The sequence below is a fragment of the Burkholderia sp. MSMB0856 genome (assembly GCF_001524645.2).
Lineage (GTDB): Bacteria > Pseudomonadota > Gammaproteobacteria > Burkholderiales > Burkholderiaceae > Burkholderia > Burkholderia diffusa.
In genome coordinates this window covers 145,297-159,130 of sequence record NZ_CP013427.1, presented here as the reverse complement: position 1 = coordinate 159,130, position 13,834 = coordinate 145,297, and the positions used below count along the sequence as shown (strand labels likewise).

The following is a 13,834-nucleotide window of genomic DNA, read 5'->3' as shown; positions in this document are numbered from 1 at the left end:
AAGCAAGGCAGGAATCGAAATGGCAGGCAGCGTGTTTGACCTCTTCAAGATCGGCATCGGCCCGTCCAGTTCGCATACGGTCGGACCGATGCGCGCGGCGCTGATGTTCGTCCAGGGCCTCGAGCGCGACGGGCTGCTCGACGCGACGGCCAACGTGAAGGTCGAGCTGTACGGCTCGCTCGGCGCCACCGGCAAGGGCCACGGCACCGATCGCGGCGTGATGCTCGGCCTGCTCGGCGACGCGCCCGACACCGTCGATCCCGACACGATCGACGCGCGTCTGGAGGACGTCCGCAAGTCGAAGAAGCTCGCGCTGCTCGGCACGCATCCGGTGCCGTTCGTGCTGAAGGAGAACATCGCGTTCTACCGCCAGGCGCTGCCCGAGCACCCGAACGGCATGAAGCTGCGCGCGTCCGACGCGAACGGCGCGGTGCTGGTCGAGCGCACTTACCTGTCGGTCGGCGGCGGCTTCGTCGTGACGGCCGGCGCGCCGAACACGAAGGTGCTGAGCGCGGCCGAGCAGATGACGCATCCGTTCCGCACCGGCGCCGAGCTGCTCGCGCTGGCCGAGTCGACCGGCAAGTCGATCGCGCAGCTGATGTGGGAAAACGAGCGCGCGTGGCACACCGAGGAAGAGACGCGCGACGGGCTGCTGAAGATCTGGGCCGTGATGCAGTCGTGCGTGTCGCGCGGCTGCGGGATCGGCAACCCGGAAGCCGACGGCAACCTGCCCGGCCCGTTCCAGGTCAAGCGCCGCGCGCCGCAGCTGTACCGCACGCTGACGGGCAGCCCGGAGCGTGCGCTGCAGGATCCGCTGTCGATGATCGACTGGATCAACCTGTACGCGATCGCGGTCAACGAGGAAAACGCGGCCGGCGGCCGCGTCGTCACCGCGCCGACCAACGGCGCGGCCGGCATCATCCCCGCCGTGCTGCATTACTACACGCGCTTCACTCCGGGCGCGAACGAGCAGGGCGTGATCGACTTCCTGCTGACGGCCGCCGCGATCGGCATTCTGTACAAGCTCAACGCGTCGATCTCCGGTGCGGAAGTCGGCTGCCAGGGCGAAGTGGGCGTCGCGTGTTCGATGGCGGCCGGCGCGCTCGCGGCCGTGCTCGGCGGCACGCCGCAGCAGGTCGAGAACGCGGCCGAGATCGGGATGGAGCACAACCTCGGCCTCACCTGCGACCCCGTCGGCGGAATGGTGCAGATCCCATGCATCGAGCGCAACGCGATGGCATCGGTGAAGGCCGTCAACGCGGCGCGCATGGCGCTGCGCGGCGACGGCTCGCATTACGTGTCGCTCGACTCGGTGATCAAGACGATGCGCGAAACGGGCGCCGACATGAAGACGAAGTACAAGGAAACGTCGCGCGGCGGGCTGGCGGTGAATATCGTCGAATGCTGATGCGGTGACGGCGGGCGGGCGCACGCGCCGGGGCGCGCCACCGCCCCGCTCGTTCCGACACTTTTCGCCGGCCGGCGCACCGGCGCCCCGCCGACAGGCGTAAGCTGTAGCTCCCGCTACCCAGGGAGACGGCAGCCCATGTCGCATTCCAAGGATCTCGAGCCGCGCGCCACTTCCGGCGCGCGACTGCTCGTCGATGCGTTGCTCGCCAATCACGTCGAACGCGTGTTCTGCGTGCCGGGCGAGAGCTTCCTCGCCGTACTCGATGCGCTGGCGGACGACACCGCGCGCATCCAGACGGTCGTCTGCCGCCACGAGGCGGCCGCCGCGAACATGGCGGAGGCGGTCGGCAAGCTGACCGGCCATCCCGGCATCGCGTTCGTCACGCGCGGACCCGGCGCGACCCACGCGTCGATCGGCGTGCACACCGCGTTCCAGGACTCGACGCCGATGATCCTGTTCGTCGGCCAGTGCGCGCGCGAGCACCTCGACCGCGAAGCCTTCCAGGAAATCGACTATCGCCGGATGTTCGGCCAGATGGCGAAATGGGTCGCGCAGATCGACGACCCACGCCGCATTCCCGAATACCTGAGTCACGCATTTCACGTCGCGACGTCCGGGCGGCCCGGTCCGGTCGTGCTCGCGCTGCCCGAGGACGTGCTGTCCGAAGCCTGCGCGCCGCAGCCCGTCGTGCCGGCCGCGAAGCGGGTCGCGGCGTCGCCGTCGGCCGCGCAGGTCGACGAGCTGCGCGAACGGCTCGCGCGCGCCGAGCGGCCGTTCGCGATCGTCGGCGGCAGCGGCTGGACACCCGACGCATGCGCGAACCTGCGCACCTTCGTCGAGCGCTGGCAACTGCCGGTCGCATGCGCGTTCCGCTTCCAGGACACCTTCGACAACGCGCACCCGAACTACGCGGGCGACGTCGGTCTCGGGATCAATCCCGCGCTCGGCAAGCGGATCCGCGACGCCGACCTGCTGCTGGTGCTCGGCCCGCGCCTGGGCGAAGCGACGACCGGCGGCTATACGCTGCTCGACATCCCGAAGACGCGCCAGACGCTGATCCACGTGCACCAGGGCGCGGACGAGCTCGGCCGCGTGTATGCGGCCGATCTGCCGATCGTGTCGGGGATGCCGGAGATCGCGGCGCCGCTCGCCGCGCTCGAACCGCCGGTGCACCCCGCGTGGGCCGGCACGGCCGCCGACGCGCACCGTGCATACCGCGAATGGCATGCGCCGCTGCCGATGCCCGGCGACGTCCAGCTCGGCGACGTGATGGTGCAGCTGCGCGAGCGCCTGCCGCACGACGCGATCCTGACCAACGGCGCCGGCAACTACGCGATCTGGCTGCATCGCCACTTCGCGTACCGGCACTTCCGCTCGCAGCTCGCGCCGACCAGCGGCGCGATGGGCTACGGACTGCCCGCCGCGCTCGCCGCGAAGTCGCTGTATCCGTCGCGCGCCGTCGTCGCGCTCGCCGGCGACGGCTGCTTCATGATGGCCGGCAACGAACTCGCGACCGCGATGCAGTACGGGCTGAACATCGTCGCAATCGTCGTCAACAACGGGCATTTCGGCACAATCCGCATGCATCAGGAGCGCAACTATCCTGGGCGCGTGCACGGTACCGGGCTCACGAATCCCGATTTCGCCGCGTATGCGCGCGCGTTCGGCGCGCATGGCGAGACGGTCGAGCGCACCGCCGACTTCGCGCCCGCGCTGGAGCGCGCATTGACCTGCGGGCTGCCGGCGCTGATCGAGATCCGCATCCCGCAGGACGCCAGCACGCCGGCCGCGACGCTCGAGCAGATCCGCGAACAGGGCCGCCGCGCGCGCGGCGCATGACCGTGGAACTGCGCACCGCAACGGCCGGCCTCGCGCTGTCGCGCGACGACGCGCTCGCCCACCCCGGCACGCTGCTCGCGCCCGACGGCACGCTCGTCGCACCGTACGATCTCGAGCACGGCGGCGGCCCCGCGGAGGATCACGTGCCGGCCGCCCCGGCGCTCGGCCTGCTGCACGCCGCGCACCAGCCGTTCCGGCTCGACTACGACCGCACGACGGACGTGCACGTGATCAACGGAATGGGCGTCACGCTCGGCGACTCGGTGATCGGGCTGACCGCGCTCGCCGCGCTGCGCGCGATGCATCCCGGCCTGCGCTTCACGCTGTTCCGGCCGGCCCGCGCGCCGCGCTACGTCGACGCGTTGTATGCGCTCGCGGCCGACGTCGTCGCGCCGTCGCGCGCGCTGCCGTGCGCCGCCGATGCGCTGCCCGCGCACGCGCCGTGCGTCGATCTCGGCAATCACCTGTATTGGCCCGCGTTCGCACGGCAGCCGATGATCGACTTCTTCCTGGACGCACTCGGCGCCGATCCGGCCACGGTGCCGCCCGCCGCGAAGCGCAACCGCTGGCTCGCGCGGCTGCGGCTGCCCGCGCTGCCGGCCGAATGGCGGCGGCCATACGTGCTGTTCTGCCCGACCGCGAGCACCGCGGTGCGCAGCGTGCCGCCGGCGCTGCACGCGACGTTCGTCGAGCGACTCGCGCAGCGTTACGGGCTGCCGGTGGTCGGCTTCGGTCCGGTCGCGCATCCCGCCTACGTCGACGTGAGCCGCGACGCGGCCGACACCGCTCGCTTCATTGCCTGGGTCAAGGGGGCGAGCGTGCTGTTCGCGCCCGATACGTCCGCGCTGCATCTCGCCGACGGCTTCGACGTGCCGACGCTCGGCTGTTTCACGACGATCGGCCCGGTGCTGCGCGTGCGCGACTATCCGCGCTGCGTGCCGGTCGCGCTCGACGTGCCGGCCGAATTGCACGGGCTGCATCGCAGCGAGCGACCGGACGATCTCGCGGCGGTCGAAGCCGCATACCGGGCGATCGACTGGGATGCCGTGCCGTGGCCTGCGCCGCGCGACGCGGCGGCTACGTCCGTGTAGAAAAACGAAAATCGCCCGAAAGATCGGGCGTGCAGCGGCAGCCATGCGCCGCCGCCCGACTCATCCGGCCGCCACCGTCACCGCGCGCTCGCGCAGCGTCTCCGACGGCCGCTTGCCGAACAGCCGCCGATAGTCGGTCGCGAACTGGCTCAGGTGCCAGAAGCCCCACGCCTCCGCGACGTCCTGCACCGAGCCGGCCGCCCGCCCGCACAGGTCGCGCCGCGCGCCGTTCAGCCGCAGCGTGCGCAGGTAGGTCGCGGGCGCCATGCCGAGCACGTCCTGGAAGCAGTACTGCAGCGTGCGCCGGCTCACGTGCAGTTGCTCGCACAGCTCGGGCACGCCGACCGGGCGCGTGCGGTGCGCGAGCACGTACTCGCGCGCCTGCTCGACGATCCAGCGCCGTGTCGACGGTGCGCCGCCGACGCCATCGTCCGCGGGCTGCGCGCACGCATCGAACAGCGCGGCCAGCACCTCGGCCTGCAGGTCGTCGCGCTGCGCGTCGGGCAGCGGCCCGCCCACGGCCGCCGCGCCGTCAAGCCGGCGGCCGAGCAGCGCGCACAGGCGCGCGAGCCGCGTATCGCCGACCTGGATCACGCGCTGCGTGAACAGCCGTTCGTCGAGCGCGCAGTGTTCGACTTCCTCCGCGTAGCGGCGCAGCACGTCGCCGCGCACGACCACGCCGTAGATCGAGAACTGCGCGGGCGTCAGCAATTCGAATTCGACGTTGCCGGGCCGGAACGCGAGCGCACCGGGCCCGATGCGGCACGCATCGACGCGCGCGGTGCCGTCGCTGACCAGCGGGATGCCGAACCAGTACGCGTCGCCGCGCACCTCGCATGCCTGGCGCAGCAGGTGGCTGGTCGATTCGCGAAACAGCTTCATCGTGTCGAGCGGCAGCTCGGTCAGCGTGCCGACGAAACGGCCAGCCGCGAGCTGGTCGTAAGTCTGCCGCCAGCCGATCAGGTTGCGCGCCTGCTCGTCGGCGTCGTGCGCGACGCTGACCACGGCCTGGCCGGCGAGCGCGTCGTCACCCTGCGCGCTGCACCGCGTGTCCTCGGCCGTCGGCTCGGCCATGCACTCCACTCGTTGACCCATCGTGTTCTCCTCACCTGCCCGGAACTGCGTCCAACACGCAAGTCCCGTGCCGAACCGCGCGGTCCGGCGACAAGCCCGTCATTGCACGCCGTGCGGCCGCCGCGCGCCATGAGGGCGCACCCGGAGGCGGCACGCCACGCACCGCGCGGGTGCGGCATGCGCGCCGCGCGCGGCCCGGCGACGCGCTACGCGCCCGGCCGCAACCGCACGACCCGCGTGCCGCAATTGCCGTACGCCTGCGCGACCGCCAGCTCGACGATCGGGCTGCCGGCCGGCCAGGGCGCGGCATCCGCCGCCGGCAGATCGGCGCGCAACGTCGCGCGGCCGTTGATCCGATAGCGGATGCCGCGCACGAAATCGATGAACAACAGCCCGATGCCGCTACCGTCGCACGCGCGCGCATCGATCCGGTCGCCGTCGCCGTGCGTCGGCAGCGCGAAGCGCAGCGTCTTCGTGTCGATCACGCGCACGACCGGCCACAGGTCGCCGTTCGCGTCGCGCATGCCCTGCACGATGTCGCAGGTCACGCGCGCCGGGCCGCCGCACGTCGTGCCGACGAACATGAACGGCTGCGATTCGACGAACTGGCGCACGCCGATGCTCAGCCGCGTCGTGACGACGTCGCTCATCCGCTCGGCTTCGTCGGCCACGCCGAACCGGTGCTGCGCGTCGAGCTCGCCCGCGTGGAACACCAGGTGACGCGGATAGGATCGGGGCGGTTCTGCCATGCTGGTTTCCGTCGGGGCCATCGATGGATGCGCGATGCGGGCGCGAACGCGCGACGGCCGGTGCCGCGCAGCCGACGCCGCGTATCGAATGACGAAAGGCGAAAACGGCGAAGTGCCGGACGATCGCCCGGACCGTCGAACGTTGCACGGCGATCCGGCGTCGGACACGCCGCCGTCCGGCACCGGCCACCGCACCGGGCAGCATTGCGCCGCCGCCCGGCCCGCACTTCGCCTCCCTGCGCCGGCGATCAGAAGAACCCGAGCGCCTCGGCCTGGTAGCTGACCAGCAGGCACTTCGTCTGCTGATAGTTCGACAGCGCCATCTTGTGCGTCTCGCGGCCGATACCCGACTGCTTGTAGCCGCCGAACGCCGCATGCGCGGGGTACAGGTGGTAGCAGTTGGTCCACACGCGGCCGGCCTCGATCTCGCGGCCCATGCGGTACGCGCGCGTGCCGTTGCGCGTCCACACGCCCGCGCCGAGCCCGTAGAACGTGTCGTTCGCGAGTTCGATCGCTTCCTGCTCGTCCTTGAACGTCATCACCGACGCGACCGGCCCGAAGATCTCTTCCTGGAACACGCGCATCTTGTTGTTGCCGAGCAGCATCGTCGGCTTCACGTAGTAGCCCGTGCCGAGGTCGGCGGCCGGTGCCGTGCGCTCGCCGCCCGTCAGGCATTGCGCGCCTTCGTCGCGGCCGATGTCGATGTACGACAGGATCTTGTCGAGCTGCTGCTGCGACGCCTGCGCGCCGATCATCGTCTGCAGGTCGAGCGGGTGGCCGGCCTTGATGCGCTCGACGCGCGCGACGGCCTTCTCGATGAAGCGTTCGTAGATCGATTCCTGGATCAGGATCCGCGACGGGCACGTGCACACCTCGCCCTGGTTCAGCGCGAACATCGCGAGCCCTTCGAGCGCCTTGTCGAGGAACGCGTCGTCCTGGTCGAGCACGTCGGCGAAGAAGATGTTCGGGCTCTTGCCGCCCAGTTCGACCGTCGACGGGATCAGGCTCTCGGCCGCGGTGCGCAGGATGTGCTTGCCGACCGGCGTCGAGCCGGTGAACGCGATCTTCGCGATGCGCTTGCTGGTCGCGAGCGCCTCGCCCGCTTCCTTGCCGAAGCCGTTGACGATGTTGATCGTGCCGGCCGGGAACAGGTCGCCGATCAGCTCCATCAGCACCAGCACCGACGCGGGCGTCTGCTCGGCCGGCTTCATCACGACGCAGCAGCCGGCCGCGAGCGCCGGCGCGAGCTTCCATGCGGCCATCAGCAGCGGGAAGTTCCACGGAATGATCTGGCCGACGACGCCGAGCGGTTCGTGGAAGTGATACGCGACGGTGTTGTCGTCGATCTCGGAAATGCCGCCTTCCTGCGCGCGGATGCAGCCCGCGAAATAGCGGAAGTGGTCGATCGCGAGCGGCAGGTCGGCCGCCATCGTCTCGCGCAGCGGCTTGCCGTTGTCGATCGTCTCGGCCACCGCGAGCAGCTTCAGGTTCTTTTCCATCCGGTCGGCGGCGGCGAGCAGCAGGTTCGCGCGCTCGGCGACCGACGTCTTGCCCCACTTGCGGCGCGCGGCGTGCGCGGCATCGAGCGCGACCTCGATGTCGTCGGCGCCGGAGCGCGGCACGCGGCAGAACGGCTTGCCGTTGATCGGCGACACGTTCTCGAAATACTCGCCCTTCACCGGCGCAACCCACTTGCCGCCGATGTAGTTGTCGTACTGCTGACGATACGGATATTCGACGTCGAGGCCCAGTTGTTTCAGGTCAAACGGGTTCATACATGTCTCCTGTTCATCGTGCTTGTGTGAATGCAGCGCCGGTTGGATCGCGCTGCACGGTTTACGCAACATGCGTGCCAAACCGGCCGAACACGGAACAGGAGCGGTGCGTCCGGCCGCCCGCCGCGGGCGGTGCCGGCGCACGGAAAACGAGTGTGCCGAATCTGAACACCGCGACGGCACAGGCGGCGCGGCGGGTGTTCTGATTTTCCACAGCGCGCAAGCGCACGCGTCGCCGCGCGCCCCGCGCGCAGCGTGGCATGTCGCTTGCGTGCGGAACGCGGATCCGCACGCACCGGCCACGCGCCGACCGAACCATGAACGACCCGCGCCCCCTCGGCGACGATGCCGTCGCGTTCATCCACGAACAGGCTTTCCTGATCGTCGCGACCGCGAACGCGGCGGGCGACGGCGACTGCTCGTATCGCGGCCGGCAGCCGCGCGCGGACGGCTCGTTCGCCCCGCTCGTCGACCTGCCCGATCGCCGTACGCTCGTGCTGCCCGATTTCGCGGGCAACAACCTGTTCAACACGATCGGCAACCTGCTCGTGAATCCGGCGATCGCGCTGCTGTTCGTCGATTTCGTCCGGCAGACGACGTGGCTCGTGCAAGGGCGCGCGGCGATCGATGAAGATGCCGGCAGTCGCGCGCACCTGTGGCCCGATGCGCTGCGCTATGTGGTCGTCGAGGTGGAGAGCGCGCAGGCGCGGGCCGATGCGGGATTGCCGCCGCTCGTGCTGGCGTGATGCGCGGCGCCATGTCGTCGTCGGCACGAGGCGGGCATGCAGTGCCCGGTGCGGTGCCGCGGACGTTTGTGCAAGCGTGATGGACGCGTGCCCGGCACGCGACGCAGCGCCCGACGCTCATTCGCGCGCGGGGCCGACCGTCGGTTCACGGATCCGCGTGACCGCAACATGCACGGACACGCTGCCCGCGATCGTCGACCCGCGCGCGCCCGGCGACGCCCCGCTCACCGCCCGCTTGCCTCCGCGCAAGCCGGTTCGGTTCGGCCGCGCGCCGGCGCGTCGGGATGCGCGTGTTCACCGTCGTCGCCGCGTGCTTCCGTCACCCCGGGCCGGGCACCGAGAAACGCGAACACCACCACCGCACACAGCACCGTGACGACCGCGAGCCCGATCAGCAAGCGGTCGAACGCGTGCGTGTAGCTCGCGAGCAGCGCCGTACGCTCGACGCCCGGCAACACGGCCGCCGCGCCGGCAAGATCGCCGGTGGCGAGCCGCGCGGCCGCGCGCAACGCCGCGTCGGAGGCGCCCGCCGCCTGCCGCAAATCGGCATGCGCGAGCGTCGCCAGCACCGCGCCTGCGATCGCGAGCGCGATCCCCTCGCCCGCCACGCGCGTCGTGCTGAAAATTCCGGTCGCCATCCCCGCGCGCTCCTTCGGCACGACGCTGACCGACAGCCCGTCCATCAGCCCCCACGGCATGCCGGCCCCGACGCCGATCGCGAGCATCGGCGCGATCGCCGCCGGCCCCGCGCCGCCCCGCAGCGCGACGTCCAGCCATACGAGGCCCGCCGCCGCGAGCAGGAGCCCGAGACCTGAGATCACGCCAGCGGACAGCCAGCGCGTGAGCGTCGCCGCGACGAGGGGCACGACGAGCATCGGCGCGGAGATCGCGAGCATCAGCCAGCCCGCGCCGATTTCGCTGAAGCCGTCGATGCCGATGAAGCGCAACGGCAGCACGACGAGCAGCACGATGTAGCAGCAGCAGGTCGACACCGGCAGCACCTGCACGCCGACGAAGCGCGGAATCCGGAACAGCGACAGGTCGAGCATCGGCCGCGCGACGCGCGTCTCGATCGCGACGAACGCGCACGCGCCCAGCGCCGCGGCCGCCAGCAGCGCGACGACGAGCGGATGCGTCCAGCCGCGCGCGGACGCCTCGATCACGCCGAACGTGAACAGCGTGAGCGCGGCGGTGAACGCGGCCGTGCCGGGCCAGTCGAGCCCGGTCGCGTGCGGATCGCGCGACTCGTGCATGCGCGGCAACCCGAACGCGAGCGACAACGCGCCTGCCACCGCGCCCGTGACGAAGATCGCGCGCCAGCCGAAGTGCGCGATCAGGCCGCCGGCGAGCACGGGCCCGAACGCGAGCCCGATCCCGAACGTCGTGCCGAGCAGGCTGAACGCGCGCGTGCGCGCCGCGCCGTCGAACTCCTGCGCGAGCGCGGCCGTGCCGCCCGCGAGCGCCGCGGCCGCCGCGAGCCCCTGCGCGGCGCGCAGCAGGTCGACGGCGAGCATCGACGGCGCAAACGCGAGCGCCACCGACATCAGCGTGAAGCCGCCGACGCCGATCGCGAACACGCGCTTGCGGCCGAACTGGTCGGCCAGCGCGCCCGCCGCCATCAGGAAACTGCCGAACGCGAGCATGAACGCGTTGGTGATCCAGTTCATCGCGACCGTGCCGCCGTGCAGGTCGCGGCCGATCGCGGGTGTCGCGACCGCGCCGCCCGAAAACGACAGCGGCAGCGCGACCGCCGCCATGCAGACGGCGGCCAGCACCCACGCGCGCCGGCGCGCCGACGTGGCTGAAGCGGCTGAAAACGGGTGATCCATCATCGCTCCTCGAAAAGCCGGCGCGGATGCGCCTCAAGCGCGATCAAGGATAATTTCGATTCAATCGTCGAAAAACAACGTGAAGCTCCGCATATAGCGGACTAAAATTCTTCAATTCACCGCTTCGCGCCCGCTTACGTCGATGGAAAACCTGAACGGCATCGCCGCCTTCGTCCGCACCGCCGAAGCGCTCAGCTTCGTCGCGGCCGGCCGCGCGCTCGGCATCTCGGCCTCCGCCGTCGGCAAGACGATCGCGCGGCTTGAGCAGTCGCTCGGCGTGCGCCTGTTCAACCGCACGACGCGGCGCGTCACGCTGACCGACGAAGGACGCCATTTCTACGAACGCTGCCAGCGGATCCTCGAGGATTTTCGTGATGCGGAGGCGACCGTGACGGCCTCCGCGCAGCGCCCGCGCGGCAAGCTGCGCGTGAGCCTGCCGGTGATCGGCTACCGGTTCCTGCTGCCGGTGCTGCCCGAATTCAGGCAGCGCTATCCGGACGTCGAGCTCGACCTGGATTTCAACGACCGGATGGTCGATGTCGTCGAAGGCGGTTTCGACGCGGTGATCCGCAGCGGCCCGCTGTCGGATTCGAGCCTGATGTCGCGGCGGCTCGGCCCGTTCGCGTTCGTGCTGTGCGCGACGCCCGCGTATCTCGCGCGGGCCGGCCTGCCGCGGGCGCCGCACGATCTCGAAACGCACGATTGCGTGCGCTACTGTTTCCCGACCACCGGCAAGCTGCAGGACTGGGCGCTCTCCGCCGACGACGGCACGCCGCTGAAGCTGCGCACCGCGATGACCTGCAACAACATGGAAGCGCTGCGTGGCGCGGTGATGGCGGGGCTCGGCATCGGCTACATGCCCGACTTCCTCGCGCGCGACGCGCTGGACACGGGTGCGCTCGTCACCGTGCTCGACGACTACCGGATCGCGCCGGGGCAGTTCTCGATCGTGTGGCCGTCGAGCCGGCAGTTGTCGCCGAAGCTGCGCGTGTTCGTCGACTTCCTGTGCGAGCGGTTGTTCAAGTAGACGGGGTGCCCCGTCACACCGCGCCGATCCGCTCCGCTTCCGCCTGCGGCAACAACGCGTCGCTGTCGTCCTTCAGGCCGACGCCCGTCAGCTTGAGCCTGCGCGCATGCGTCATCAGGTAATGCAGCTTGTGCGCGGCGGCCGCATGCGGCAGCCCTTCGGGCCGCACGTTCGAGATGCAGTTGCGCAGCGCGTCGTGGCAGCCGACCTTCGGCGCCCAGGTCAGGTACACGCCGAGGCTGTCCGGCGAGCTGAGCCCCGGCCGTTCGCCGATCAGCATCGCGACGACCTGCGCGCGCAGCAGCTCGCCGATCTCGTCGCCGAGCGCGACGCGCGCCTGCGTCGCGACCACCACTGGGCCGACCCGCCAGCCGTCCGCGTCGAGCCGCGGCCGCATCGCCTGCAGCAACGGCAGCGCCTGCTTCGCGGCCGCGAAGGCCGACAGCCCGTCGCCCACCACGAACACGACGTCCGGCGCATCGTCGAGCGCCGCGCCGTAGCCGGCCAGCAGCGCGCGTCCGTCGTCGGACAACTTGCGGCCGAGGTCGGGCCGGCGCAGGTAGTGCTGGCGATCGGGCGCCGCGCTCTGCACGCCGAGCGTCGCGAAGCCGGCCGCGTCGATCTCGCGACGCAGCGCGTCCGCGTCGAGCGGCTGGTGCACGGCGTCGCGCGCCTGCGCGTGCGACAGGTTGAACGCGAGCAGCGGCGCGGTCGGCAGGCTGCTGCCCGCCCGGCCGAGCGCGATCCGCGCGTTCGTGAACGACTTCAGCTGCGCCCACGGATTCTTTTCGACGGCGTCGCTCATGCCGAAATCCCCATCCAGTCGTTCGCGCCCGCGAGCAGCGGCACGCGCGCGTTCGCGGCGCGCAGCGCGCCGTGCGCGTCGGCGATCTCCATCGTCTCCAGCCATTCCTCGAACTCGGGCGCGCGGCGCAGGCCGAGCACCTCGCGCACGTAGAGCTGGTCGTGAAACGACGTGCTCTGGTAGTTCAGCATCACGTCGTCCGCGCCCGGAATCCCCATGATGAAGTTGATGCCGGCGGCGCCCAGCAGCGTCAGCAGCGTGTCCATGTCGTCCTGGTCTGCTTCCGCGTGATTCGTGTAGCAGATGTCGCAGCCCATCGGCACGCCGAGCAGCTTGCCGCAGAAGTGATCCTCGAGCCCCGCGCGAATGATCTGCTTGCCGTCGTACAGGTATTCCGGCCCGATGAAGCCGACCACCGTGTTCACGAGGAACGGATCGAACTTGCGCGCGACCGCATACGCGCGCACCTCGCAGGTCTGCTGGTCGACGCCGAAATGCGCGTTCGCCGACAGCGCGCTGCCCTGGCCCGTCTCGAAATACATCAGGTTGTTGCCGACGGTGCCGCGCCCGAGCGACAACGCGGCCTCGTGCGCCTCGCCGAGCAGCGCGAGCGAGATCCCGAAGCTCGCGTTCGCCTTCTCGGTGCCCGCGATCGACTGGAACACCAGGTCGACCGGCGCGCCCTTCTCGATCGCCGCGATCGTGTTGGTCACGTGGGTGAGCACGCACGACTGCGTCGGCACGCCGTAGCGCTCGCGGAACCCGTCGATCATCGCGAGCAGCTTCACGATCGCCGCGAGGCTGTCGGTCGCCGGGTTGATGCCGATCATCGCGTCGCCGCAGCCGTACATCAGCCCGTCGAGCATCGACGCGGCGATGCCCTTCACGTCGTCGGTCGGATGGTTCGGCTGCAGCCGAACCGACATCCGGCCCGGCAGCCCGACCGTGTTGCGAAAGCGCGTGACGACGCGGCGCTTGCGTGCGGCCGCGATCAGGTCCTGGTTGCGCATCAGCTTCGACACGGCCGCGACCATCTCGGGCGTGAGGCCCGGCGCGATCCGTTCGAGCGCGGCGCCGTCGGCCGCGGGCGACAGCAGCCAGTTGCGGAAGTCGCCGACGGTGAGGTGCGAGATTTCCGCGAACGCGGCCGCGTCGTGATCGTCGAGGATCAGGCGCGTGACCTCGTCGTGTTCGTACGGAATCACCGCCTCGTTCAGGAACGCCTTCAGCGGCACGCCCGCGAGCGCGATCTTCGCGGCGACGCGCTCTTCCTCGCTCGCCGCCGCGACGCCGGCGAGCTGGTCGCCGGAGCGCAGCGGGCTCGCTTTCGCGAGCAGCGTCTTCAGGTCCGCGAAGCGGTACGTACGCGGGCCGATCGTCTCCGTGTAGGACATCGTTCGAATCTCCTTGCCAGTCCTTGCCTTGCGAAACGCCGACGGCGCGCCCGTTCGACGGGGCGCGCCGGATGCCGTCACCAGCGGCCGTTCG

The 13,834-nt window shown here is 70.7% G+C and carries 11 protein-coding genes; 5 read left to right on the top strand and 6 right to left on the bottom strand.

The annotated features are described in order from the left end of the window. Positions 1-19 precede the first annotated feature (19 nt). The 3 genes from WS87_RS01695 (at position 20) to WS87_RS01685 (ending at position 4,341) form a co-directional block, all read left to right on the top strand. On the top strand, positions 20-1,408 hold the full coding sequence (locus WS87_RS01695; RefSeq protein ID WP_059816452.1) for an L-serine ammonia-lyase: 1,389 nt from the start codon (positions 20-22) through the stop codon (positions 1,406-1,408). 138 nt (positions 1,409-1,546) lie between these two features. Next, the gene (locus tag WS87_RS01690; RefSeq protein WP_059816447.1) at positions 1,547-3,250 is read left to right on the top strand and encodes a thiamine pyrophosphate-binding protein; all 1,704 of its coding nucleotides are present in this window, start codon (positions 1,547-1,549) and stop codon (positions 3,248-3,250) included. Continuing rightward, positions 3,247-4,341, top strand: a complete 1,095-nt coding sequence (locus WS87_RS01685; protein WP_059816443.1) for a glycosyltransferase family 9 protein — start codon at positions 3,247-3,249, stop codon at positions 4,339-4,341. The genes WS87_RS01690 and WS87_RS01685 overlap by 4 nt, the downstream gene beginning before the upstream one ends. Positions 4,342-4,401: 60 nt before the next feature. Here WS87_RS01685 and WS87_RS01680 read toward each other — a convergent pair whose 3' ends face one another. From WS87_RS01680 to exaC, 3 genes are all read right to left on the bottom strand, one after another. Continuing rightward, a complete protein-coding gene (locus WS87_RS01680) occupies positions 4,402-5,436 on the bottom strand; it encodes a helix-turn-helix domain-containing protein (RefSeq protein ID WP_059816440.1) in 1,035 nt (344 codons plus the stop codon). Between the two features lie 185 nt (positions 5,437-5,621). Next, a complete protein-coding gene (locus WS87_RS01675; protein ID WP_059816437.1) occupies positions 5,622-6,164 on the bottom strand; it encodes a hypothetical protein in 543 nt (180 codons plus the stop codon). A 248-nt stretch (positions 6,165-6,412) separates the two neighbouring features. Beyond that, a complete protein-coding gene (exaC, locus tag WS87_RS01670; protein WP_059531136.1) occupies positions 6,413-7,939 on the bottom strand; it encodes an acetaldehyde dehydrogenase ExaC in 1,527 nt (508 codons plus the stop codon). A 317-nt stretch (positions 7,940-8,256) separates the two neighbouring features. On the opposite strand from exaC, the gene WS87_RS01665 reads away from it, so the two are divergent. Continuing rightward, positions 8,257-8,685, top strand: a complete 429-nt coding sequence (locus tag WS87_RS01665) for a pyridoxamine 5'-phosphate oxidase family protein (RefSeq protein ID WP_059691516.1) — start codon at positions 8,257-8,259, stop codon at positions 8,683-8,685. Between the two features lie 224 nt (positions 8,686-8,909). Here the strand turns inward: WS87_RS01665 and WS87_RS01660 are convergent, their stop codons facing one another. After that, a complete protein-coding gene (locus WS87_RS01660) occupies positions 8,910-10,514 on the bottom strand; it encodes an MFS transporter (RefSeq protein WP_059816658.1) in 1,605 nt (534 codons plus the stop codon). 142 nt (positions 10,515-10,656) lie between these two features. On the opposite strand from WS87_RS01660, the gene WS87_RS01655 reads away from it, so the two are divergent. Further along, positions 10,657-11,541: a LysR family transcriptional regulator gene (locus WS87_RS01655; protein WP_059531146.1), complete on the top strand. Its 885-nt coding sequence runs from the start codon at positions 10,657-10,659 to the stop codon at positions 11,539-11,541. 13 nt (positions 11,542-11,554) lie between these two features. On the opposite strand, the gene eutC is transcribed toward WS87_RS01655, so the two are convergent. Together eutC and WS87_RS01645 are read right to left on the bottom strand one after the other, a co-directional pair. After that, entirely contained in the window at positions 11,555-12,346 is a 792-nt protein-coding gene (gene eutC / locus WS87_RS01650) for an ethanolamine ammonia-lyase subunit EutC (protein ID WP_059531149.1), read from the bottom strand. Beyond that, positions 12,343-13,740 carry an ethanolamine ammonia-lyase subunit EutB gene (locus WS87_RS01645; RefSeq protein ID WP_059816435.1) on the bottom strand — a complete coding sequence of 466 codons (1,398 nt, stop codon included), beginning with the start codon at positions 13,738-13,740 and terminating at the stop codon, positions 12,343-12,345. Before WS87_RS01645 ends, eutC begins: the two co-directional genes overlap by 4 nt. Positions 13,741-13,834: the final 94 nt, after the last annotated feature.

Excerpts from the sequence above, each read along its gene's own strand:
- WS87_RS01695 (WP_059816452.1), top strand. The coding sequence starts at position 20 with ATGGCAGGCAGCGTGTTTGACCTCTTCAAGATCGGCATCGGCCCGTCC.
- WS87_RS01680 (WP_059816440.1), bottom strand. The coding sequence starts at position 5,436 with ATGGGTCAACGAGTGGAGTGCATGGCCGAGCCGACGGCCGAGGACACG.
- WS87_RS01690 (WP_059816447.1), top strand. The coding sequence starts at position 1,547 with ATGTCGCATTCCAAGGATCTCGAGCCGCGCGCCACTTCCGGCGCGCGA.
- WS87_RS01675 (WP_059816437.1), bottom strand. The coding sequence starts at position 6,164 with ATGGCAGAACCGCCCCGATCCTATCCGCGTCACCTGGTGTTCCACGCG.
- eutC (WP_059531149.1), bottom strand. The coding sequence starts at position 12,346 with ATGAGCGACGCCGTCGAAAAGAATCCGTGGGCGCAGCTGAAGTCGTTC.
- exaC (WP_059531136.1), bottom strand. The coding sequence starts at position 7,939 with ATGAACCCGTTTGACCTGAAACAACTGGGCCTCGACGTCGAATATCCG.
- WS87_RS01665 (WP_059691516.1), top strand. The coding sequence starts at position 8,257 with ATGAACGACCCGCGCCCCCTCGGCGACGATGCCGTCGCGTTCATCCAC.
- WS87_RS01685 (WP_059816443.1), top strand. The coding sequence starts at position 3,247 with ATGACCGTGGAACTGCGCACCGCAACGGCCGGCCTCGCGCTGTCGCGC.
- WS87_RS01645 (WP_059816435.1), bottom strand. The coding sequence starts at position 13,740 with ATGTCCTACACGGAGACGATCGGCCCGCGTACGTACCGCTTCGCGGAC.
- WS87_RS01660 (WP_059816658.1), bottom strand. The coding sequence starts at position 10,514 with ATGGATCACCCGTTTTCAGCCGCTTCAGCCACGTCGGCGCGCCGGCGC.
- WS87_RS01655 (WP_059531146.1), top strand. The coding sequence starts at position 10,657 with ATGGAAAACCTGAACGGCATCGCCGCCTTCGTCCGCACCGCCGAAGCG.